Origin of the sequence: Leeuwenhoekiella sp. LLG6367-2.1 (genome assembly GCF_045055775.1) — a bacterium.
GTDB classification, from domain to species: Bacteria; Bacteroidota; Bacteroidia; order Flavobacteriales; family Flavobacteriaceae; genus Leeuwenhoekiella; species Leeuwenhoekiella aequorea.
In genome coordinates this window covers 3338533-3361010 of record NZ_CP159331.1, presented here as the reverse complement: position 1 = coordinate 3361010, position 22478 = coordinate 3338533, and the positions used below count along the sequence as shown (strand labels likewise).

The 22478-nt window shown below is 35.0% G+C and carries 20 protein-coding genes and 1 pseudogene; 11 read left to right on the top strand and 10 right to left on the bottom strand.

Going from position 1 to position 22478, the window contains the following annotated elements; translation table 11 throughout:
* Positions 1–113: 113 nt before the first annotated feature.
* Both ABVM53_RS14995 and ABVM53_RS14990 read left to right on the top strand, forming a co-directional pair.
* Positions 114–1064, top strand: a pseudogene (locus tag ABVM53_RS14995) (YifB family Mg chelatase-like AAA ATPase); the annotation flags it as partial.
* Positions 1065–1203: 139 nt separating this feature from the next.
* Entirely contained in the window at positions 1204–4074 is a 2871-nt protein-coding gene (locus ABVM53_RS14990) for a M16 family metallopeptidase (protein ID WP_405327688.1), read from the top strand.
* Between the two features lie 50 nt (positions 4075–4124).
* Here ABVM53_RS14990 and ABVM53_RS14985 read toward each other — a convergent pair whose 3' ends face one another.
* Positions 4125–4949, bottom strand: coding sequence for a hypothetical protein (locus tag ABVM53_RS14985; protein WP_405327685.1), 825 nt, complete (start codon positions 4947–4949; stop codon positions 4125–4127).
* A 60-nt stretch (positions 4950–5009) separates the two neighbouring features.
* Complete coding sequence (locus ABVM53_RS14980) at positions 5010–5747, bottom strand: hypothetical protein (RefSeq protein ID WP_405327682.1); 738 nt, start codon at positions 5745–5747, stop codon at positions 5010–5012.
* A 136-nt stretch (positions 5748–5883) separates the two neighbouring features.
* On the opposite strand from ABVM53_RS14980, the gene ABVM53_RS14975 reads away from it, so the two are divergent.
* The 6 genes from ABVM53_RS14975 (at position 5884) to ABVM53_RS14950 (ending at position 11538) form a co-directional block, all read left to right on the top strand.
* The gene (locus ABVM53_RS14975) at positions 5884–7107 is read left to right on the top strand and encodes an Nramp family divalent metal transporter (RefSeq protein ID WP_405327679.1); all 1224 of its coding nucleotides are present in this window, start codon (positions 5884–5886) and stop codon (positions 7105–7107) included.
* A complete protein-coding gene (gene pxpA, locus ABVM53_RS14970; RefSeq protein ID WP_405327676.1) occupies positions 7104–7856 on the top strand; it encodes a 5-oxoprolinase subunit PxpA in 753 nt (250 codons plus the stop codon). The genes ABVM53_RS14975 and pxpA overlap by 4 nt, the downstream gene beginning before the upstream one ends.
* Positions 7853–8581, top strand: a complete 729-nt coding sequence (pxpB, locus tag ABVM53_RS14965) for a 5-oxoprolinase subunit PxpB (RefSeq protein ID WP_405327673.1) — start codon at positions 7853–7855, stop codon at positions 8579–8581. The genes pxpA and pxpB overlap by 4 nt, the downstream gene beginning before the upstream one ends.
* A complete protein-coding gene (locus ABVM53_RS14960) occupies positions 8574–9440 on the top strand; it encodes a biotin-dependent carboxyltransferase family protein (protein ID WP_405327670.1) in 867 nt (288 codons plus the stop codon). Before pxpB ends, ABVM53_RS14960 begins: the two co-directional genes overlap by 8 nt.
* A gap of 180 nt (positions 9441–9620) precedes the next feature.
* Positions 9621–10115 (top strand): hypothetical protein, encoded by a 495-nt coding sequence (locus ABVM53_RS14955; RefSeq protein ID WP_405327667.1) that lies wholly within the window; start codon positions 9621–9623, stop codon positions 10113–10115.
* 775 nt (positions 10116–10890) lie between these two features.
* The gene (locus tag ABVM53_RS14950) at positions 10891–11538 is read left to right on the top strand and encodes a response regulator (RefSeq protein WP_371456675.1); all 648 of its coding nucleotides are present in this window, start codon (positions 10891–10893) and stop codon (positions 11536–11538) included.
* Here ABVM53_RS14950 and ABVM53_RS14945 read toward each other — a convergent pair.
* The 5 genes from ABVM53_RS14945 to smpB all read right to left on the bottom strand — a co-directional run bounded on the left by ABVM53_RS14945 (position 11535) and on the right by smpB (position 16953).
* On the bottom strand, positions 11535–12965 hold the full coding sequence (locus ABVM53_RS14945) for an aldehyde dehydrogenase (protein WP_405327664.1): 1431 nt from the start codon (positions 12963–12965) through the stop codon (positions 11535–11537). The genes ABVM53_RS14950 and ABVM53_RS14945 overlap by 4 nt on opposite strands.
* Positions 12966–13030: 65 nt before the next feature.
* Entirely contained in the window at positions 13031–13552 is a 522-nt protein-coding gene (locus tag ABVM53_RS14940) for a DinB family protein (RefSeq protein WP_405327661.1), read from the bottom strand.
* Between the two features lie 9 nt (positions 13553–13561).
* Complete coding sequence (locus ABVM53_RS14935; protein WP_371456672.1) at positions 13562–13948, bottom strand: hypothetical protein; 387 nt, start codon at positions 13946–13948, stop codon at positions 13562–13564.
* A gap of 33 nt (positions 13949–13981) precedes the next feature.
* On the bottom strand, positions 13982–16441 hold the full coding sequence (locus ABVM53_RS14930; RefSeq protein WP_405327658.1) for a DUF5686 and carboxypeptidase regulatory-like domain-containing protein: 2460 nt from the start codon (positions 16439–16441) through the stop codon (positions 13982–13984).
* 47 nt (positions 16442–16488) lie between these two features.
* Positions 16489–16953: an SsrA-binding protein SmpB gene (gene smpB, locus ABVM53_RS14925; protein ID WP_371456670.1), complete on the bottom strand. Its 465-nt coding sequence runs from the start codon at positions 16951–16953 to the stop codon at positions 16489–16491.
* 82 nt (positions 16954–17035) lie between these two features.
* Between smpB and ABVM53_RS14920 the strand changes: the two genes are divergently transcribed.
* Positions 17036–17788 (top strand): DUF6503 family protein, encoded by a 753-nt coding sequence (locus ABVM53_RS14920; protein WP_405327655.1) that lies wholly within the window; start codon positions 17036–17038, stop codon positions 17786–17788.
* Here ABVM53_RS14920 and ABVM53_RS14915 read toward each other — a convergent pair.
* Positions 17766–18311 carry a phosphoglycerate mutase family protein gene (locus ABVM53_RS14915; protein ID WP_405327653.1) on the bottom strand — a complete coding sequence of 182 codons (546 nt, stop codon included), beginning with the start codon at positions 18309–18311 and terminating at the stop codon, positions 17766–17768. The two genes, ABVM53_RS14920 and ABVM53_RS14915, sit on opposite strands and share 23 nt — an antisense overlap.
* Before the next feature lie 120 nt (positions 18312–18431).
* Between ABVM53_RS14915 and ABVM53_RS14910 the strand changes: the two genes are divergently transcribed.
* Positions 18432–18617, top strand: a complete 186-nt coding sequence (locus tag ABVM53_RS14910; protein ID WP_371456667.1) for a CsbD family protein — start codon at positions 18432–18434, stop codon at positions 18615–18617.
* Between the two features lie 78 nt (positions 18618–18695).
* Positions 18696–19988, top strand: coding sequence for an anthranilate synthase component I family protein (locus ABVM53_RS14905; RefSeq protein WP_405327650.1), 1293 nt, complete (start codon positions 18696–18698; stop codon positions 19986–19988).
* Here the strand turns inward: ABVM53_RS14905 and ABVM53_RS14900 are convergent.
* Positions 19985–20620 (bottom strand): Crp/Fnr family transcriptional regulator, encoded by a 636-nt coding sequence (locus ABVM53_RS14900; protein WP_405327648.1) that lies wholly within the window; start codon positions 20618–20620, stop codon positions 19985–19987. The two genes, ABVM53_RS14905 and ABVM53_RS14900, sit on opposite strands and share 4 nt — an antisense overlap.
* Before the next feature lie 19 nt (positions 20621–20639).
* Positions 20640–22394 (bottom strand): mechanosensitive ion channel family protein, encoded by a 1755-nt coding sequence (locus ABVM53_RS14895; protein WP_405327646.1) that lies wholly within the window; start codon positions 22392–22394, stop codon positions 20640–20642.
* Positions 22395–22478 lie beyond the last annotated feature (84 nt).

Below are 22478 nucleotides of genomic sequence, written 5' to 3'. Positions count from 1 at the left end.
TTGTACAACAATTGTACAACAAATTGATATAATATTGCGTATGTAATTAAAATAAATTATTTATTATATTGATAAACAGTTTATTATATAATTTAAATATATACAATTCAGTTGTAAAAGGGCAGGAGTCCATAAAGCGTTGTATGGAAATTGCAGCTGCTGGAGGTCATAATATAATTTTAATAGGTCCGCCAGGAGCTGGTAAGACAATGCTTGCAAAAAGATTACCTTCCATATTGCCGCCTATGACATTACGAGAAGCACTTGAAACAACAAAAATACACAGTGTTTCAGGAAGAATGCGAGAACACGTAGGTCTCATGGCTCAACGACCTTTTAGAAGTCCGCATCATACCATATCTGATGTTGCTTTAGTAGGAGGTGGTGCATATCCGCAACCGGGAGAAATATCCCTTTCGCATAACGGAGTTTTATTTTTAGATGAATTGCCAGAGTTTAAGCGCACTGTGCTTGAGGTAATGCGCCAACCATTAGAAGACCGCGAGGTAACCATTTCGCGTGCAAAATTTACAGTTACCTATCCCAGTAGCTTTATGCTTGTAGCAAGTATGAATCCCAGTCCGGGAGGATATTTTAACGATCCTAATGCACCAGTATCAAGTACTCCGGCCGAAATGCAACGCTATCTAAGTAAGGTGAGTGGTCCTCTTTTAGACCGTATAGATATTCACATAGAAGTCACACCCGTACCATTTGATAAGTTGTCTGATGAGCGAAAGGCCGAAAGCAGCGTTTCAATTCGGGAGCGGGTAACTAAAGCCCGCGCATATCAAACAGAACGCTTTAAAGAAAACACCAGTGTTCATTACAACGCGCAAATGAATGTGAAGCAAATACGTACACATTGCGCTCTGGATGAAAATTCAAAGAATCTTTTAAAGACGGCTATGGAAAAACTCAATTTATCTGCCAGAGCGTATGATCGTATATTAAAGGTTTCCAGAACCATAGCAGATCTAGAAGATTCTGCCACTATCGAAAGTCATCATATTAGTGAAGCCATTCAATACAGAAGTTTAGATCGGGAAGGGTGGTTGGGGTAGCCCATTAAATTATCTTCATCATTTTTAACTTTTTATTACATATACTTTAGCACTTTTGTAACTTAGTTGTTCTAAATGCGTCATTTATAAATAAATACCGAACGTATTTATTGTTCTTATTAATCAAAAATCAAATTCAATGATCAAAACAAAATGGACACCGATGGCTCTTATGCTATCTCTGTTTGTAGTATCATTCGTTTCCTGTGATGACAAAGCAGAGAAAAGCGAAGATATTGCAGAGGCAAATCTCTCAATCGATTATGAGAAGTACGAATTAGAAAACGGCTTAAATGTTGTTTTACACAAAGACACGAGTGATCCTATAGTGTCTGTTGCTATTCAATATGGTGTAGGTTCTAACCGGGAGAAAAAAGGGCGTACAGGTTTTGCTCATTTATTTGAGCATATGCTATTTCAAGAGTCAGAAAATGTTCCGCAGGATCAATTCTTTAAAACGATCCAGGATGTAGGAGGTACGCTTAATGGTGGGACCTGGCAGGATGGAACAGTTTATTATGAAGTAGTACCTAACAATGCTCTGGAGACTGTGTTATGGCTTGAGTCTGACCGTATGGGATTTTTAATAAATACCGTGACCGAGTCGGCATTTGCAAATCAGCAAGAGGTGGTTCAAAATGAAAAGCGCCAGCGTGTAGACAACAATCCATATGGCCACACAAGTTGGGTGATAGATAAAAATTTATTTCCAGACGGGCATCCGTATAGCTGGCAAGTAATTGGAGAACTTGAAGATCTTCAAAATGCAACAGTGGCAGATGTTAAAGAATTTTATGACAAATATTATGGTCCTAATAATGCGACACTAGTAATAGCAGGAGATTTTGATGATGCTAAAACAAAAAAGCTTGTTGAGAAATATTTTGGTGAAATAAAGAAACGTCAAGAAGTTGAGCCATTAGCGGTACAAAATGTAACCCTTGATGCAACTAAGCGCTTATATCACGAAGATAATTTTGCAACTGCGCCGCAATTAAATATGGTGTGGCCTGCAGTAGAATTTTACACAGACGATGCCTATGCATTAGATTTTTTAGGTGAAATACTTTCTGACGGAAAAAATGCGCCGCTGTATCGAGTTCTAGTAGAAGATATGAATCTTACGTCTCAACCTTATGCTTGGAATAGTGCAGATCAAATTGCCGGAAAATTTAGAATTTCAGTTACTGCTAATTCCGGAGTCGATCTCGATAGTGTAGAAACAGGTATTACTAAAGCCTTTGCTCTGTTTGAAAAAGAAGGAGTTAAAGAAAGCGATATTGAGCGTATAAAAGCGGGGCAGGAAACCGAGTTTTATAACGGTATTAGCAGCGTTTTAGGAAAGTCCTTTCAGCTTGCTCAATATGATGTATTTGCTGGAGATCCTGATTTTATAGAAAAGGATATTCAAAATATAAAAAATGTATCGGCTGCAGATGTGATGCGCGTATATGAGAAGTATATAAAAGGAAAGCCATTTATACTAACCAGTTTTGTTCCTAAGGGACAGTTAGATCTTATAGCTGAAAATTCGGAAAAAGCAGAAATTGTTGAAGAAGAAATCACTGAAAATGTTCAAACGGAAATAGTAGAAAATACGAAGGAAATAGAGAAAACTCCATCTAAGTTTGATCGTTCCGTTCCTCCGGCAATGGGCGATACCCCAAAATTAAATATTCCGGATTCTTGGACGGCAAAACTACCTAACCAGATGCAGGTATATGGTATTGTACAAAACGAACTACCTCTTGTGAATTTCAGCCTTGTAATGGACGGCGGTCACTTACTTGATGATTTAAGTAAAAATGGAGTAGCAAACTTAATGAGTGATATTCTTATGGAAGGTACCGCTTCAAAAACTCCACTAGAACTTGAAGAAGCCATTGACCGGTTAGGAGCTAGTATTTATATGTACACAACAAATGAGTCTATTGTGATTAGAGGAAATACACTAGCCCGTAACTTCGATAAAACGATGGACCTTGTACAGGAAATCATTTTAGAACCCCGATGGGATGAGAAAGAATTCGCACGTTTAAAAACAAGCACTATTAATGGTATAAAGCGTTCTGATGCTAATCCTGAAGTTATTGCTAACCGCGTTTATAACAAAATGCTTTATGGTGAAGAACATCCTTTAACGCAATCTACATCTGGTACCATAGAGTCTGTAGAAGCTATCACAATGGAAGATTTGAAAGCTTATTATGAAAATTACTTTTCACCTTCTGTAAGTAAATTTCACGTTGTGGGAGATGTTTCAGAAAATAAAGCCTTAGCGGCGTTAGAAGGATTTAAAGAAAACTGGAAAGCTAAAGACGTTAAGATTCCAGAATTTCCTGTAGCTAATAATAGAGATAAAACATCATTGTATTTTGTAGATGTTCCTAATGCTAAGCAATCTGTTATTAATATAGGATATATTGCTATGCCGCGTACCGATAAGGATTTTTACGCTGCTGAGGTCATGAACTATAAGTTAGGAGGTTCATTTTCTGGTAATGTGAATTTAGTCCTTCGGGAAGAAAAGGGATATACCTATGGTGCACGTTCTGGTTTTAGCGGAACAAAAATACCGGGAACCTTTACAGCTTCTTCAAGTGTACGTACGAATACAACTGGTGAGTCTGTGAGTATCTTTAAAGATGAGATTGCCAACTATAAGGCGGGAATTTCTGAAGAGGATTTAGCTTTCACAAAAAATGCGCTTATCAAATCTAACGCACGTCGTTTTGAAACTCAGGGTTCGTTATTAGGAATGCTTCAAGAACGTAGCGCTTATGGTTTAGATGCAAATTATATCGAAAAAGAAGAGGCTACGATTAATAATATGACGCTAGAACAACACAAAGCCTTAGCTAATAAATATCTGGACGAGTCTAAAATGGCCTATTTAGTTGTGGGGGATGCTGCAACACAATATCAACAGTTTAAAAATATGGGCTTCGATGAGGTTGTATTGCTAGATAAAGATGGTAAAGAAGTGAAATTAAAAGAGATTAAAAAATAAAATAGTTTAATTTTTAAAAACCCGCTAAACCTATGTTTAGCGGGTTTTTTTTATCCCTGTGGCCACTCAACTATAAATTTCATTTCAAAATTTATAGCAGCATCCTTAACTGTAATTTCTGTAGGTCTTTTTGTGTTGTATTCTTTAAAGTCAAGGACACGATAAACAGGAGTGTCAAGCATTAAAGACTGTCCAATATTTCCTCCGTCATCATCTCCCAAAGTTATACGCATTTCTTTGGATAAGTCTATGTACAGATCTTCAGAAGAAAAATCAAAGAATAAATCATTTTGATTTTCTCGTGTTTCAGAAATATACCACATATCAAATTCAAACGAAGGTGTGTCAAAACGCTCTACTAATTTTGATTTTGAGAATGCAATTTTCACATCTGCCAGTCGGTTGGGGTCATTTGCATTAAATTCTGGATCCCAGGTTTGATCTTTGTTGTAGAACGAGATTACTTCCGCAGAAATTATACGTACTGCATTTCCGCGAGTGACTGTAATTGTTTCACTAAAAGGCACTTTCTGATTATAAATATCTGTAACTAGAAATTCTAACTTATAGGCGCCTGGAGTAGAATACATAAAAAACAAATCTACGGTTGTTCCTAAATCATCACCGGTAGAGGAAACCTTTGTAGTGTATGATAACCCGCCATTATCTGTAACTTCAATTTCTTTAATGGGGTTTGAAGTGCTAATAGTAGCTTCTAAAACATAGTCTACAAATGGAGTAGCGGTATTTGTAGTTATTTGAACACGTAAAGCAGGTAACTGCTCTGGGATATCTTCTTCTGTATTCGATTCGGAATCACACGCGCTAAGCATAGCTAGAAAAAGTGTAGAAGCTAAAATTAATTTTAATCGCATATTTCAGTTTAATAAGTCCACTTGAAAAGTACTACTTAAAAGAATCTGATTTTTAAAAAATTACTTGTCTTGCATTAATGCTTCGCCTTTAACTAACCAACTAAATCCAAAACACTCTACCGCTAACGCTTCCATCCAGAATGTAAGGTTTAATCGATCATAGCTTTCACGGGGTATGATATTTAAAAGACCTAAGAAAATTACACATAAAGCAAGAAGCATTATAATGCCGGAAACACGATAAACGCGATTGCGTTTTATCTTTTCTGGACATCTCTTTTCTTTAGGAATATTAGACTTTACAAACAAAAATAGCGACATAAAAGCCAGGGCCAGTAAAAACAAAGCGGCTGAAATATAATGTACAAGTGCACGCCAGTATTCATAGCGATCTTCAATATAAGTCACTGCATAAGGAAGGCTGGAGTCACAACATCCTGTTCCTAAATTACTCGTCGGAAAAAATACCACAAACAGAGCAGCTACGCCTGCAATATTTGAAATCCAGAAATCTATAGGCTCTTCACCGCTATAAACGATTAAGAAAATACCTATAAGACTTACAATGCCTATAAATAGTGGAGTAGCTCGAGTATAGTAATAATGACTGATAGATTCTAACGGTCCATGAAGCTCAAAAAAGGTAAGTGAGACTGCGAGGAGTAGAATAGGAAGTAACATACCGGCCGTACCTACAATCTTACGTAAGGTTTTGCCTTTATGAAGCCAGATGCCATTATCTGTTTTGTAATTTAAATTCAGTTTATGATTAACAACATCCTGCTCTTTAGTATTCATAACCTACTATTTAATTCATTAGAACTCTAAATTAGTATTTTAATTAGAGTTACATTTTAGGAACTCAGCGTATTTAAGTGACAATACCATCTGGTAACGCAACATTATTTTTATATTTAAAATTTACATTTACTCTATGCGTAATCCATTTAAAAATATAGGACCGGGGGCATTAATTGCAGCGGCCTTTATAGGTCCCGGTACGGTTACCGTTTGTACACTTGCAGGTATTAAATACGGGTATACCTTACTATGGGCAATGACATTATCTATAATAGCCACCATCGTTTTACAAGAAACGGCTGCGCGTATAGGACTTGTTTCCCAAAAAGGTTTGTCACAGGTTTTACGTACACAGTTACCAGAAGGTATGTTGCGAAAATTCATTTTGGGTTTAGTTCTCGCAGCCATTGTAATAGGTAATGCTGCTTATGAAGGTGGTAATATAAGCGGTGGTGTTCTAGGATTACAAGCTCTGGGAAGTAGCGGAATATACTCTGTAGGAGCTGTTTCAATTAACCTGTATAGCTTATTGATAGGAGGTATTGCTTTTGTGCTATTATATATAGGAAACTATAAAGTTTTAGAAAAGGTTTTTCTGGTACTGGTGATTTTAATGAGTTTATCGTTTGTAATAACTGCTATTTTAACCAAGCCGGATGTATTAGGTTTATTGAAAAGCAGTTTTATTCCTTCGTTTCCTAAAGATAGTATTTTGATGATAGTAGCACTTGTAGGAACTACAGTAGTGCCTTATAATTTATTTTTACACGCATCTCTTGTTAATCAAAAATGGAAAAATAAAGCTGATTTGCCCGCAGCACGAAAGGATACTATTGTTGCTGTTATCTTAGGTGGACTTGTGTCTATGTGTGTAATTATTGCAGCCAGTTCTTTAAGTGGAGAAAATATAGATAGTGCTGCTGGACTTGCTCAAAGTTTAGAACCACTTTATGGTAGTGCAGCACGCTACTGCATAGGTTTAGGATTATTTGCTGCTGGTATTACTTCAGCTATTACCGCGCCGCTAGCTGCGGCTTATGTAGCTCAGGGTTGCCTAAATCTTGGCCACGGATTAAAGTCTCGAAATTTTAGGTTGATATGGATGTCTATATTAACTGTTGGAGTTTTGTTGGCGACTTTTGGCATTAAACCCATCCAAATAATTCAGTTTGCACAAATAGCGAATGGAATTTTACTTCCTGTAATTGCAGGTATATTAATCTGGCTTGCTAATCAGGAAGATCTACTAGGTATTTATAGAAATTCAAAAGTGAAAAACAGTATAAGTTTAATAATATTAGCGATTACTCTCATACTGGGTGTTCGCGCAATTTTAAGCGTATTAGGAATTTTATGATAAAACAAAGGCAGTTTATAGATCTTAATTGTGATCTGGGAGAAGGTGTAGGTAACGAGCGTGAATTAATGCCTTTAATTAGTTCGTGTAATTTAGCTTGCGGTGGACATGCAGGAGATTCAGAAACAATAAACTCGGTAATTGCCTTAGCTACTAAATATAATGTTGAAGTAGGGGCGCACCCGTCTTTTCCCGATCGAGAAAATTTTGGCAGAACCGCTATAAAAATTTCCTTTGACGAACTGAAAAATTCACTTCTTAAACAAATTGATCTAGTAAAAGAATCTTGTCATAGATTTAATATAAAACTTCACCATATAAAATTTCACGGTGCTTTATATAATCTGAGTGCTTCAAATGAAGATTATGCACAATTTATCACCAGATTAATTGAAGAATATTATCCGGAAATACCCATTTATGTTCCATTTAATTCTGCAATTGGCAACCTAGCAAACGGACGTGTAAAAATGATCTATGAAGGTTTTGCAGATCGTAATTATGAGAAGGATGGGAGTCTGGTTTCAAGATCAAAAAATTATGCTGTTCTAACCGATTTAAATAGAATTTTTGAGCACGTTTTTGGGATGGTAAATAGCAATGAAATTAAAACCATATCAGACACTATTCTGAATGTAAATATTGATACAATTTGTGTTCACGGAGATACCCCAAAAGCAGTTCAAATTTTAAAAGATTTAAATCACAATCTCCTAAATTCAGGAATAGAAATTAAAGCTGTAAAATGAATTTGAAACCGCAAATTATTAAATATGGAGAACGGGCTATTTTACTACAATGGGATTTTAAAATTGCTTCAGAAAATTTACAATTTATACTAAGTTTTAAAAAATATTTATGTGATTTTTATATTAAACGACAGGTTTATATAAACAATACATATAATTCATTATTAGTTGTTTACAGAAGCTATATAGATTGTATCTATGATGATTTTTCATACTTGAAAACACTGGATTTTTCTACGATTAAACCACTTAGAAATTCTGGAAATTCTTATCGTATTCCGGTATGTTATGATCTTAAATTTGGACTTGATTTAGAGTTTCTAGCTACTCAAAAAAGTATGGAAGTTAATGAGATTATCAACTTACATACTGCTGCAGATTACACTCTTTATTTTATGGGTTTCTTACCCGGATTTTTATACTTGGGCGGTATGCCTGAAACGTTAGCTTATCCACGAAAAATACACCCTCGAAAATCTATTTTAAAAGGGGCAGTTGGTATTGCTGAAAATCAAACCGGAATTTACCCAACTAGTAGTCCTGCAGGATGGCAAATTATTGGTAATTCCCCGGTAAATTTATTTGATAAAAACAAAACAAAACCGTCTCCTTTTGAAGCTGGAGATCGTATTAAATTTTATGAAATAACTTTAAAGGAACACCAGCTCATTACCAATGATATAGCTCAGGGAACTTTCCAATTAAAACCGGAAACAGATGTCTAAAATACATATTCTTCAGCCGGGTTTCTTTAGTACAATTCAGGATTTGGGGAGAGATCAATTTTCACATTTTGGAGTACCTGTAAGTGGAGCAATGGATAGCTTTTCAGCAACGCAAGCAAATCTTTTGCTAAATAACGATAGAAATGATGCCGTGTTAGAAATTACAATGACCGGGCCTGTATTACAATTTGATAGTGAAACTCAAATATGCATTTGTGGAGCAGAATTTGAAATGCTATTAGATGACAAGCCTATTGTAAACGGAAAGGCATACGTAGTATCTAGAAATTCTAAATTGGTATTTAAGTCTATAAAAAAGGGATTTAGAGCGTATCTCGCGGTACAAAATGGTTTTAAAACCACAGTTGTTTTGGGAAGCCGCAGTCAATATCAAGGTATAACCGAGCAAGCACGTTTGCAAAAAGGAGATGTTTTGAATATAGAAACAGTATCTACAACTTCAGGCAATGCCGGAGCGCGCATTAAAATTGAAAACGAACAGTTGTGGGAAACTGAAATACCTATTTTTAAAGGACCCGAATTTGTAAAGTTATCTTTAGAGCAACAAAATCTTATTTTAAATACGAAATTCTCGTTGATGCCTGAAGGCAATAGAATGGCTATTCCTCTAAAAGAACCCATTTCAAATGAACTACAAGGAATAATTACAGGACCGGTACTTCCGGGTACGGTGCAGCTAACACCTAGCGGATCTTTAATTGTTTTAATGCGTGATTGTCAAGTAACAGGTGGCTATCCTCGAATTTTACAAATTCTAGAAAAAGGTCTATGTAAAATTGCACAGAAGAAGCCAGGAGAGTTTATTACTTTCAAAATGGTTGAATACGATCCGCATTAATAGTTAAATCCTCTTCAAATCGTATTATCAATAATAATTACATTTGGCAGTTACTGTGATTTCCCTATGATTTTGGTAAGTGATTAAAAATCAACGGGGAATTTCCCCCTATTTATAGCGTTTGACCTTCTAAGGATATTTAAATGTATATTTTAGATGTGATCTCAAACACTTTTAATAATGCACATTAAATTTCATCATCATCGTTTTTGCTATGTGTTCTTAATTACAATTATTACTAGTTGTAACGATCAAGATCCCTATGTAAAACCTCCCGGAGGTGTAATCTCTATCGAAGAAGCAAAACTACTAGATAGAACCTATACAGAAACCCGTCAAGGTATTTTAGAAAATGCATTAGGAAGAGAAGAAAGCAGATCTAGCTGGTGGTCTGTTGAGGAGTTAGAAGCTTATATAGCCTACGCAAAATACCAAGCAGAAGAAAAAGGAATGCGTGTAAAGGGTTTTAGAATTTATCAAGGTGCGTATCCTAAAAATTACGGAGATCATAAGCGTGCGGGCTCTGCAACTCTGTTCATCGTTCCTACAGGTACGACTGCAAAAAAAGAAGGAACGATTTTAATTAATCTTGCACCCCTGCAGGGAGGCGATGATTTAGAAATAGCTCCTTTAAATATGGGTCATCCACGCAATCCTCCATCAGCTAACTACTAGATATTTCGTATGGATGCGCTGGACTCATATTCATATTATCTCGAAATTATCACGCTTATTATAGGTTTAATACGGTACAAAGAATATAGATACTTTAAGTTTAGGTATATCCTGTACTTTTTAGCTTATGTTGTTTTAAATAATTTGTTTCTAGATACTTATTTAGGCAGTGCTACACAGTTTTTTCACGCTATTTATACGTTAATATATTTTGTGTTTTTTCTATTATGGTATCAATCTCTATTGACAAATAAACATCGCAAAAGAATAGTCAATATCTTCCTAATCATTTTTATAGTATTTTGGATTTATGATGTTTTTCTACTTGAAGGTTTTCAGCAAATCTTTACGAGATACTCGTTTTCACTGGGTACATTCTTACTTATAATCGCTGTGGTTTTTTATTTTATTGAGATGCTAAAGCGTAATGTGGTTCTCAATATAACACGCTCTCCTTATTTTTGGGTTTCTTTCGGGATATTAGTCTATTGTGCAACTTATTTCGCATTTTATATATCATCACTCATTTTATCGTCCGAAAATCCGGTTATTTTAAGTGTTTTGCTATTTCTCATACATAGCATTCAATTTTGTTGTTTTGCAATCGCTTTCATAAGAGCAGATCGCAAAAAGTTAGAACATCCATTATAATTTATATCTAGATTTTAAATTTGTAAAACGAGAATCTATTCCCTCAATTATCCTAAAAAATTAATATTCATTTAATTTCACTAAATTTAAAACACTCTAAAAACACAACTTAAGTTCTTATTTTATGGATGACTGCATTGTAGGGGTGGTTGATGACCATATGTTATTTGCTCAATCTCTTCAAGGATTGATTAATAGCTTTGATGGATTTTCAGTAGCTTTTATAGCACGTAATGGGAGTGATCTTATCAATAAATTAGAAACTATAGACCAGGATCCTCATATTATTTTACTGGATATTAATATGCCCATAATGAATGGTTTTGAAACCATTAACTGGTTAAATGAGCATAGAACCCAAATTAAAACTATCGCATTATCGATGGATGATGATGAGGAAACAATAATCAAAATGCTCAAATTTGGAAGTAAAGGATATTTATTAAAGGACATACACCCCGATACTTTAAAGCTCGCCCTAATTGAAGTGGCAGAAAAGGGACACTATTATACAGATAATGTTACTACAGCACTACTCAGAGGCTTTTCTCGAAAAGAGGATGCTAATTCTCAAATGAACTTTTCTGATCGCGAATTAGAATTTATGGAGCTGGCTTGTTCTGATAAAACATATAAAGAGATTGCCAGTGATATGTGTTTAAGTCCTAAGACAATAGACAATTATCGAGATACGTTATTTAAAAAACTAGAGGTTAGGAGTAGAATAGGGCTTGTTCTTTACGCCTTAAAAAATAAAATTGTAAAAAATTAAAGCCAGTCGATTAGCTTCTTTATCCATTTTAATTTTCCTTGGTATGGCGCGTAGCGCATAGGAATATCTATCCATGTCCCCCGATGAACAATTGATTTTTTGTGAGAAAAGGTTTCAAATGATTTTTTTCCGTGGTAGGCACCTATACCACTTTTACCAACTCCGCCAAAGGGTAGGTGGTGATTTGTAAACTGCACAATAACATCATTAATAGCGCCACCGCCAAAAGCATAATCAATACTTATTTTATCAATCATCTTCTTACTTTTAGAAAATAAATAGAGTGCCAAAGGTTTGTCAAATTTTTGCACCCAATTATCTAATTCTTCGTGATCGCTATAGGAAATTATAGGAAGAATAGGTCCAAAAATTTCGTTTTGCATAACCTCAGGAAGCTGTTCTATTTGAGTAGAAGAATTGAGATCGGAAAGATCTAGTAGTGTAGGAGAGATGTACAAGTCTTTGAGATTGCACGTTCCTCCATAAACAATGTGCTCTTTTAAGATGAGACGCTGAAGCCTTTCAAAATTAGATTGGTTTACGATGCGTGGATAATCTGGTGATACAAATACATCTTTTCCATATGCATTTTCTATTTCTTCAATAAGATAGGTTATGAGTTCACTTTTTATTTGATGATTAACGAGCAAATAATCAGGTGCAATACACGTTTGACCGGCATTAACAAACTTACCCCAAACAATGCGCTTAGCTGTAAGTTTTAATGGAGCAGTCTCATCTACAATACACGGATTTTTACCTCCTAATTCTAGGGTTACCGGTGTAAGAAATTTTGAAGCTGCCTCATATACAATTTGACCAACTTTAGGGCTACCTGTAAAGAATATATAATCCCATTTTAAACTTAGTAATTTTTGTGATTGCTCAACATCGCCTTGTACAACTGCAATGTATTTAGGATCAAATAGCTCCGAGATGATTTGAGCTACAAGCTGCGAGGTGTGAGGTGTAAGTTCGCTGGGCTTAAGCACAATCGTGTTTCCGGCCGCTATAGCAGCAATCAATGGAGCCATAACTAACTGGAAAGGATAATTCCACGGACCTATTATTAATGCATTGCCATAGGGTTCAAAAATAATTTTAGAGCTTGATGGAAAGTTCAAAATACCAGATGAAACACTTTTAGGTTTCGTCCATTTTTTCAGGTTCTTTATAGTTCTGTTGATCTCCATAACTACGATCAAAAACTCAGTAAGCTCGCTTTCAAAAAAAGGTTTTTTGAAATCTGCATATAGAGCTTCACAAATAGCATTTTCCTTTTCAAGTACAGATTTTTTTAGCGCACGTAACATTTTGTATCTATATGCGATAGAATAAGTTTCTTTAGTCTGAAAATAATTTTGCTGGGTTTCGTGTATTCGCTCTATTTCTTGAACAGAAGTATAATTTGCTGCAGATTCTCTCAATGAATTATGGGCTTTAGTTTATGTGTTATAAATTAAACAAATCTTGAAGAATAAGCTACTATTACTTAATAAGCAGAATTGTTCTTGAGAATGCTACACGTTACCAAAAGTTGTCCTAAATGTCTTTGACTATGTTCTGCGGCGTGAAATAATAAACCTATAACTGTTGACGGTAATTTTTTACGCCCTACAAAACGTTCTTCAATTAAGATTTTGTCGTCTAATGTTTTGAAGTAGTTCAATGCTTCGTTCAGCTTAACGTGATATTGATCAAGGAGTATTGTTATAGAAAGCGAGCTGTTCTCGACACCTTCATTTTTTAGATATTCAAATTGTGTATCATTCAGTTTTAAATCTTTAGCATAGGTCATCATTCGATCTAAAACACCGGTTATATGTTGAAGATGAAATGCAACACTAGCTCTGCCGGCAGGCTTTAACCATAATTGATTATCTGTAAAGTCAGATAACCAATAATTCAAATCTTCTCCGGTCTGCCTCAAAGCGTGTGCCGCCGGTTGTAGATAAGGGGATATATTATCAATAGGACCTCTTAACCAAACTTCTTCTTTTTTTTGATTATCCATAGTTTAGTTTTAACATCCACATTCTCCATATATTGGTGTTGTAAATACTGCGCCATCGGGAGCGGTTACCGTTAGAATACCTTCTTTGTGAAACAGTTCTTGATCTAATTGAACCTCTTTTTCAACTTCAATTTGTATCTGATAATTTTTTAAATCTTTATTTTCCGGATCTACAGCAATAAGATCACCTGCAACATTTATCATACCGGGAGCTTCACCATATTTATCGAGATAAATAAACTTTTGAGCTGCAAAGTCTTCTTCACTTACAGCATAATAGCAGCTGCAACCTATCATTTTTGTTGGGAAACCCTCTATTTTATCGAGTTCCAGGACTTTGTCTGATTTGCAACCACTAGCAATTAAAATAATACTGAAAATTAATAGTAAACGCATAATTTTTTAAATTAAAATACAAAGAATAAGCGATCAAAAGCTTATACCAAATACAAATGTTCCTTCTTTAATAGGACCATTAAATGATCTAACGTAGTCAACTCGTAAAAATTTTAATTTCCCAAAACCTAGATTATCAACTCCAATATTAAATTCGGTGTATGGTTTATTTTCATTGGTTAGAAGGGTATGAACTCCGGTTACTAGATTTAAATTTAGTGCTCTAAGAGCTGGTACTTTCCCAAGAATAAATCCTTTAAAATTATGCTCGATATGTACCTCAAGAAAGCTATTATTTGTACTAAAATCATAGTTCGGCATCGCATTAAAACCTGTTAATCTTTGGTTTCTGAGATTTACAAAGGTTTGGTTACCATTAAAGTGCTGGTAATCTACAAAACTTATATTTTCAGCATTTAAAAATGTACCTCCGGTAACAGCATAACCAAAATCTCCTTTGTTTCCTAATGTTAACTTCTGGCGTATTTCTGCTTTGAGCTCTGTAAAGTTATAATCTGAATTTGTAGCTCCAATAGTTTGCTCGGCAGTTACATAAAGTGTCGGATATTTTGAATCATCTACTTTGAACTTTCCATCGGGATAACTCATGTATTTCTGATCAAAATTTACTACAGCCTGTAAATTAAATTTGGCAAGACTATGGGTTTCAAAACCCGGATTTGTAAAATCTTGAGGATTTAATGGATTGTTTGAAGTATATGGAAAATCCCAATCAAAAAATGTCTGGTCTGTAGTATTAAACAGGGGTGAACGTTTTTCATATCCTGCTTGCGCTGTAAGTTGCAATCCATTAACTACTTCTTGGGAAAACGTAAGTCTTGCAAAATCAAGCTCATATAATTTTGCATAGTTCTTTTTCCAAATAAGAGTCGCTAAACTATTTTCTAAGGTAGAGATCGGTTGTTCAGAATTAAACTGTTGCGTTTGTGTTCCCGCAGCTAGGGCTAAGGTTGTATTTTTTATTCTATCAAAACGTTTGGCAAATCTTCCGGTAACTCTCAAACGTTCCTCATCAAGACCATAATTTGCAGTTAAACTCACGTTAGTTGCCTGTTTATAATTTTCTGTCCACGTAGAATAGTTAATGCCGGCTGAAGCGTTAAACCCCTGAATGGTATTAAAAGCCACCGAAGTTAAAACGGGATCGTAACTCAATCGCCATCTGTCGTATGTATTCTGAAAACTGTAGCCCATAAGTATATCACCCAACCTAAATTTGTTGTGTGCAGTATCTACGGAATCTTTATAAGGTTTAGAATCGCGTTTTTCCTGCAAACTATCCTTGATTACATAATCCTGGCGCTCTGCAGAAGTAAGCGGAATTGGACGGATTTGCTGCCAGAAAATACTATCTTTTGTATTGGCTTCGGGCTTAAAACTTAATACTTCATTGGTAAAACTCGTACGATCAAATTTCGGGTTGAAATCATAGTTACTATATACAGCTGAAAATCTTCCGTTTCCACTAAAACCAAATAGCTTAAAACTGAAATCGATACTTTGCGAAATTTTCACCCATAAATCCTGGATTCCGTCATACTTAAAATTATGCTTGAAAACTAAAGACTCTACAAAAGGAACTTGAATTGCAGCACCTGTGGTTGTAAGTTCTACACCATAAAGCTGCCAGTCATCCTCAACTACATACAATAGGCCTTCAAATACGCGGTCATTTTTACGTTTTGGCGTAACCTGAATTTTATTTATGAGTTTATTATCTGTTTTAAATGTGCCTATCAGTTTGTAGGTATAGTAGTTAAAGGCGTTATCTGCGATAGGAGAAACAAGTTGCGCCTGTATTTCTAAGGTATTGTTGTAAAATGAAAAGTCTGCTTCTTGAGCACTATTAAAACTAAAGCCATTACTATCACCACTCACTTTACTAGCCGTAATAACTTCTTTAAAATCATCTGGAGCCTTATAAGCGATCTTAGATATAGTTTCACTTAGATAAACAATTCCGGTTCTTGTTGAGTCTAAGCCGCCTCCGAGATCTCCAATTTCCTGACCAAAGAATTTCTCTGGAGCATTTTCTACACGCCATAAACCCCGGGAATAAAAATCTGCTGTGTACGCTCTTTGTTTATCTAAAATTTGAGGTTTAGACTTAATAACCTGGCGTATAATTCGATCTGCGGGGTTTGTTTTGGAGTTTAAAACAACTTCATCGAGAGAAGTCGTTTCCTCGGTTAATACCGCATTTAAAGTAAAAGGAAACTTTTTGATATCAATTTCAATATCTTGAGTTGTATATCCTAAAAATTGAAAAGTAACGATGTGTTTTCCTAATTTATCTACATTTAAGCTATAAACACCATCACCGTTAGAAGTTGTACCGGTGTTGGCATTTTTTAGATAAATATTTACATAGGGTAGCGGCTCATTTTGAGCATTAGTAACAGTACCGTTTATTTGACTATGAACAAAAGAAGATACAACTAGAAAAATGGAGAATAGTAACTTTTTTATCATCTATACGCTTTTGCTTTAAAGACTTAAGTTACTTTTAATACGTTGCATTAATTATTAAATGCCTTCTTAATTTGTCCTAGTCTCTTCTTAGAATCCCTATCTTTTATAACCTCACGTTTATCATATAATTTTTTACCCTTAGCAAGCGCGATCTGCATTTTTGCAAGGCCTCGGTCATTTATAAATAAGCGTAACGGTACGATTGTGAGTCCGCCATTTTTTACTTCTTTATGCAGTTTGTTAAGTTCTCTGCGATTAAGCAGAAGCTTACGACTACTTTTAGGGTTGTGGTTAAAATAAGTAGCGTGAGAATATTCCTGAATGGTCATATTAATAACAAATAACTCATCACCAGAAAATTCACAAAAGCTTTCTGCAATAGACGCCTTTCCTTCACGAATAGATTTTATTTCGGTGCCTGCAAGTTTGATACCTGCAATATATTTATCAAGAATCTCATATTCAAAACGAGCCTTCTTGTTTTTAATGTTTATTGTGTTTTCTTGCTTCATAAGATTGTAAAAGTACTAATTTATCAAATGGACTGCTATTGGCATCAATTACTTTAATTTTGTAAGTCACAAAAAATATATAATGAAAAAATTACTTCTTTTATCCTTTGCAATTTTAAGCTTTGTAGGATGTAAAAAAGAAATCAAAGACTTAGACTCAGATACAGTTATTTCGCAGGCCATAGAACGTGCGGGAGGAGGTATTATAGATACTGCAACCATCACATTTAATTTTAGAGACAAATTCTACAGAGCATATCGCAATAATGGTGCGTATCGCCTGGAGCGCTGTTCTGATGGTGCTTGTAACGATACGCTTGATCAATTGACAAATTCAGACTTTAAACGTTTGATAAATAATAAAGCAATTACTCTAGAAGATTCCTTGATAAGTAGTCTTGCAGGTGGTGTAAATTCTGTTCATTATTTTTCGGTGTTACCCTATGGTCTTGATGCAGATGCAGTACAAGCAAAGAATGTAGGAGAGTCTGTTATTAAAGGAAAAACATATTATAAAATCGAAGTTAAGTTTGATGAACAAGGAGGAGGAGAGGACTTTGAAGACAATTATATGTATTGGATAAATACCGAAGATTTTACGGTCGATTATTTAGCCTACAACTACCACGTCAACGAGGGAGGAACACGTTTTAGAGAAGCGTATAACGAGAGAACTGTGAAAGGTATACGTTTTGTGGATTATAATAACTACAAAACGGAAGAACAATTTCCTCCGTTAGAATCCTTAGACAGTCTTTTTGAAAATGGAAAACTCAAGCTTCTTTCAAAAATCGAACTAGAAAATATTGAAGTTACTGGTTGTTCCAGTTGTTAAGATCTTTTAGCTCAACTTCAGCAACGCCATTAATAATGCGTACAATGTATAAATTTCCGTAAGTCGCATCATTAATTTCTGAATATTTTTGAGTTCCTAAAATCGCATTCACAAAGGCAGGTGTTGTATTGCTATGTCCTACAATTAATACGGTTTTTCCAGAGTTCTCATTTTTAAAATTAGAATAGAACGTGGTCGAGGGCTCATAGATCTGTACCGAAAGATTGTTCTTTTTCGCAGTGGGTAGTGCGGTATTGCGTGTACGCGTAAAATCTGTGCTATATACAGCATCAAAATCAATGTCTTTAAATTGCTCTGCCCAGAAATCGGCACGTGCTTTTCCGGTTTCGTTTAAAGCGGGATTTTCTCCAGCATTAGGTCCCCTCTCTTTGTCAGCATGCCTTATAAAATAGTAGGTAGCATCAGCAGAAGCATTTTCATTAAGTGTAGCTTTGTTTTTAGATGAATTATTACATGCTGTTATAATCAGGAGCAATATTGCGGAAAAGATAATTTTAGGCATCATTTTTTAATTTTAAGTAAATTTAACGCTTGCTTATTAAAGATTGGCTTTTTCTTGGGCGAAATAGTTTATTGATAGAAGTAATTTTAAATATTACTAATAATCAAAAATCTAAATATTATGAATAGCGATCAATTAGAAGGAAAGTGGAAGCAAGTAAGAGGTAAATTTAAAGAGGAGTATGGTGATCTTACTGATGACGATACTACACATGCAGAAGGAAAATTTGACCAAATGCTAGGAAGGCTTCAAGAGAAAACAGGAAGAACGAAAGAGGATATCAAATCCTGGATAGATAAACAATAATCTATCTTTAAATTTAAAAGTAAACCGCTAATTATATTAGCGGTTTTTTTATTTCAATAACTGTAATTTTACGCTCATATGCGTAGTACAGTCACAAAGCAAATTCCGAAAGATGTAAATATTGAAACCAGTTTACTTCACTGGTTAAAGCCTCACAAAGTAGGATGTTTATTATTATCTAATAGTCATATTGATCGGTATGGGAAATTTGATTTTTTATTAGGGGCTGGTGTTAAATCCCAATTTGAAATTCAAACAGATCACATTTTTAGGGATCTTGAATATTATAGATCTAAAACTAAAGATTGGCTTCTGGGTTTCTTAACCTATGACTTAAAAAATGAGGTAGAAGATCTAGAATCCGCTAATACTGATGGACTAGGCTTTCCTAAATTATATTTCTTTCAGCCGCTGAAGCTCATAAGAATTAGAGGTGGTGTCATAGATTTTATGTATCTGCCAGATGTTGTAAAGGACATTGAAACAGATTATCAGAATATATTTTACACGTCTCAAAATGATCAATCTTCTCAGCGTTATGAATCACCTAAAATTAAAGTAAGATTTAATAAAGATGCGTATTGTAATCAAGTAAGTAGTATGCTTGACCATATTCAGCGAGGTGATATTTATGAAGCAAATTTTTGCCAGGAGTTTTATGCTGAAGCACAAATAGATCCTATAAAGAGTTTCACTCATTTAAATAAAATTTCTCAAGCGCCATTTGCCGCATTTTTAAAGCTGGAAAACAGGTATGCGTTGTGCTCTTCTCCAGAACGTTATTTATGTAAAAGAGGAGATGAATTAATTAGCCAACCCATAAAAGGTACTGCCGGTAGAAATGCAGATCCTAACAAAGACCGACAGGTAATCTTTGAACTACAAAATGATCTCAAAGAACGTTCTGAAAATATCATGATAACTGACCTCGTTCGTAATGATTTATCTAAAATAGCTAGCAAAGGAAGCGTGGAAGTAGTAGAACTTTGTAAAGTATATTCATTTAAGCAGGTTCATCAAATGATTTCTACTATAACTGCTAAAGTTTCAGGATCAACAAATCCCGTTATGTGTATTAAAAATACGTTTCCGATGGGTAGTATGACAGGTGCTCCTAAACTTTCAGCAATGCAAATTATTGAGTCATTAGAGTATACAAAAAGAGGATTATATAGCGGATCTATCGGCTATTTTGAACCCAATGGTGATTTTGATTTCAATGTGGTCATACGTAGTATTTTATACAACTCAGAGAAACCTTATGTTTCCTTTTCAGTAGGAAGTGCAATTACCGCTCAGGCGACACCAGAAAAGGAATATGAAGAATGTTTGTTAAAAGCAAAAGCAATGCGTGAGACGCTAGAAGCTTAGTCTATATTAAGAAGTTCTATTTTATTCCGTTGAATGCGAATACGGCCTTCAATTTCTAGTTTTTTAAGTAATCTTGAAATTACTACTCTGGACGTATGCATCTCATATGCAATATCTTGATGCGTGCTTTGTAAACTAGTACTTTGAGTTAATTTTTGTTTATCTCTAAGGTATTTTAGCAACCGTTCATCCATACGCATAAATGCAATACTATCGATGGTGTCTAACATTTCCTGAAGTCTGTTTTGATAACTGTCAAATATAAAATTGCGCCAGGATTTGTAGGCAGAACTCCATTCTTCCATTTTTTGAATAGGTATCATTATAAGAACGGTATCTAATTCTGCAATCGCTCTAATCTCACTTTTACGTTGACCGCGGTTAACAGATAAGGTAAGTGCACACGTATCTCCTTTTTCTAAAAAATACAATAACAATTCATTTCCTTCTGCATCCTCTCTAAGGATTTTTATAGCGCCAGAAATTAATAAGGGCATTGCAGAGATATACTGTCCTATATCCATAAGTTGCTCTCCTTCATGAACTTCTTTGACGATTCCCACATCTATTATTTCCTGCATTAATTCAGGTTCAAAAATATGGGCATAATTTGCGTGTAATAAATCCTTCATAATTAAGTAACCTAACAATCTATTGATCTGGGTTGTTTTCTATCGTTTTCTCGTGCTCAATACGCATTTTAGATAAATGCTCTCCATTATCCAATTTGCAAATATACGTGATGAGTTTCTCCCGTAGTGTACAATGCAGGTCCCAAGTTGCTGATGCATCTTTAGCGCTACATAATGCACGTACTTGCATTGTTTTCTCGCTCATATCTACCACCTGTACCACGGGTGGGTGATCCCGATCCCATTTCTCTTCATTTTCAAGTAATTCTTCAAATTTAGATCTAATAGCATTTACATCCGTTTTATAATCTACGTGGAGAATTATAGGTCTAATTTGATGAGCATTAGTCATGGACCAGTTTTCAAAAGTTTTAGAAATTATTTCCTTAAGCGGTACAATTAAGCGTCTCTCATCCCAAGTACGAACGACCATATATGTAAATCGAATATCTTCAACATAGCCCCAATCGTCATCAATTATCACTGTATCACCTATTCGCGCGGGACGAGTAAGAGCTATTTGAATACCCGCAATAATATTTCCTAAAGTACTTTGAGCAGCAACACCCAAAACAACTGTTGCTAGTCCGGCGGAAGCTATAAGTGAAATTCCTAATTTTTCTAATGATCTAAATTGTGATAGTATTACTGAAAAACCGACGATAATTACTACAAAAGTGAGCACTCTTCGTGCGACAGAAATATAAGTAAGCATCATTCTGGACTCGTTATTCTCTTCCAGATTAGTATCACCTATTTTGGTCTCTGCAACGTAAACCATAAATGAATCGATGAAACGCATTATAAACCAAGTGATTGTACCAATGACGGCAATTAGAAGTATCGCATATAATGTACTTGCAAAAGTTCCGCCAAAGGAAATAAGTTTATTTAATGAGATGTAAAAAAACAAAACACCTATTGCCCAACCTGCGGGAGTTGCTAATCGTTTAGCAATGGTCTTTACCCAAATTTTATTAGATTTTTTAAAGAGCTTTCTTAAAACTATTAAACTCAATTTCCCTAAAAGGTAACTCAGAAAAATAAGCAGTATCGTTCCTACAAACTTCCAGACGGGCATATTTAGAAATTGAATACGAGCCCAATCTGGCATCATACGATCTAATTCTCTAGGACCATATTTATCATATAGATCATCTATATTTTCTACAGTGTTTGCAGAAATCACCCAGAAAGCACCATACTCTTTGTACTTAATGCGTTGTAAACGTAAAATTATATCTCTGCCATCAAGATCTACTTCGCCAAATACAACACTACGCATTGGTTTTCCTGCAATAGCCTGATTTGTGGTTGTACTTATATCTATTTGTCCATCTGGACGGTCTGAGAGGCCGCCCCAATTAATTTTGACCCGTTGATTTAGAACAAAGTAAAATTTTTCAGCGAGTGTGGCAGCTTGCTCTTTAGTTATCGTATTAGGTAATAAATTTAGGTTTAGAGCATAGCTGGCATCTTCAAAATTTCCATTACGAGAACTGTATATAAAATGCTCTAAGGTAGCTTGAGGGGATTGAAAGTTGAACTTGTTTGGAGGTAATCCTGTCGAAGTGTTTAATCGGTCAAGTACAAAATAAGCTTCGTTATATTCTCTGATGGCATTAGACAAGTAGGGTCCATCTTGAGAGATAGAAGCCTCATTATCCGGCAAAGAATCTCCAGCTTTACTAGTGGTTAAATCTTGAGCTGTTCCATTAAAACACGTAAGGAATACAAGGATTTTGATTGTGGTGGAGAAGTGGTTGTATCGCATAAAATGTAAAATACTCCCATTTGAGAAAAAAGCGTATTAGTAAATCGTTAAAACTAATTTTAAAGAAGTTTTTTATCACTAATT

Coding starts and splice junctions, on each gene's coding strand:
- ABVM53_RS14955 (WP_405327667.1), top strand. CDS start 9,621: ATGCACATTAAATTTCATCATCATCGTTTTTGCTATGTGTTCTTAATT.
- smpB (WP_371456670.1), bottom strand. CDS start 16,953: ATGAAGCAAGAAAACACAATAAACATTAAAAACAAGAAGGCTCGTTTT.
- pxpB (WP_405327673.1), top strand. CDS start 7,853: ATGAATTTGAAACCGCAAATTATTAAATATGGAGAACGGGCTATTTTA.
- ABVM53_RS14990 (WP_405327688.1), top strand. CDS start 1,204: ATGATCAAAACAAAATGGACACCGATGGCTCTTATGCTATCTCTGTTT.
- ABVM53_RS14940 (WP_405327661.1), bottom strand. CDS start 13,552: ATGGATAATCAAAAAAAAGAAGAAGTTTGGTTAAGAGGTCCTATTGAT.
- ABVM53_RS14950 (WP_371456675.1), top strand. CDS start 10,891: ATGGATGACTGCATTGTAGGGGTGGTTGATGACCATATGTTATTTGCT.
- pxpA (WP_405327676.1), top strand. CDS start 7,104: ATGATAAAACAAAGGCAGTTTATAGATCTTAATTGTGATCTGGGAGAA.
- ABVM53_RS14935 (WP_371456672.1), bottom strand. CDS start 13,948: ATGCGTTTACTATTAATTTTCAGTATTATTTTAATTGCTAGTGGTTGC.
- ABVM53_RS14915 (WP_405327653.1), bottom strand. CDS start 18,311: ATGCCTAAAATTATCTTTTCCGCAATATTGCTCCTGATTATAACAGCA.
- ABVM53_RS14910 (WP_371456667.1), top strand. CDS start 18,432: ATGAATAGCGATCAATTAGAAGGAAAGTGGAAGCAAGTAAGAGGTAAA.
- ABVM53_RS14975 (WP_405327679.1), top strand. CDS start 5,884: ATGCGTAATCCATTTAAAAATATAGGACCGGGGGCATTAATTGCAGCG.
- ABVM53_RS14895 (WP_405327646.1), bottom strand. CDS start 22,394: ATGCGATACAACCACTTCTCCACCACAATCAAAATCCTTGTATTCCTT.
- ABVM53_RS14905 (WP_405327650.1), top strand. CDS start 18,696: ATGCGTAGTACAGTCACAAAGCAAATTCCGAAAGATGTAAATATTGAA.
- ABVM53_RS14930 (WP_405327658.1), bottom strand. CDS start 16,441: ATGATAAAAAAGTTACTATTCTCCATTTTTCTAGTTGTATCTTCTTTT.
- ABVM53_RS14900 (WP_405327648.1), bottom strand. CDS start 20,620: ATGAAGGATTTATTACACGCAAATTATGCCCATATTTTTGAACCTGAA.
- ABVM53_RS14960 (WP_405327670.1), top strand. CDS start 8,574: ATGTCTAAAATACATATTCTTCAGCCGGGTTTCTTTAGTACAATTCAG.
- ABVM53_RS14920 (WP_405327655.1), top strand. CDS start 17,036: ATGAAAAAATTACTTCTTTTATCCTTTGCAATTTTAAGCTTTGTAGGA.
- ABVM53_RS14980 (WP_405327682.1), bottom strand. CDS start 5,747: ATGAATACTAAAGAGCAGGATGTTGTTAATCATAAACTGAATTTAAAT.
- ABVM53_RS14985 (WP_405327685.1), bottom strand. CDS start 4,949: ATGCGATTAAAATTAATTTTAGCTTCTACACTTTTTCTAGCTATGCTT.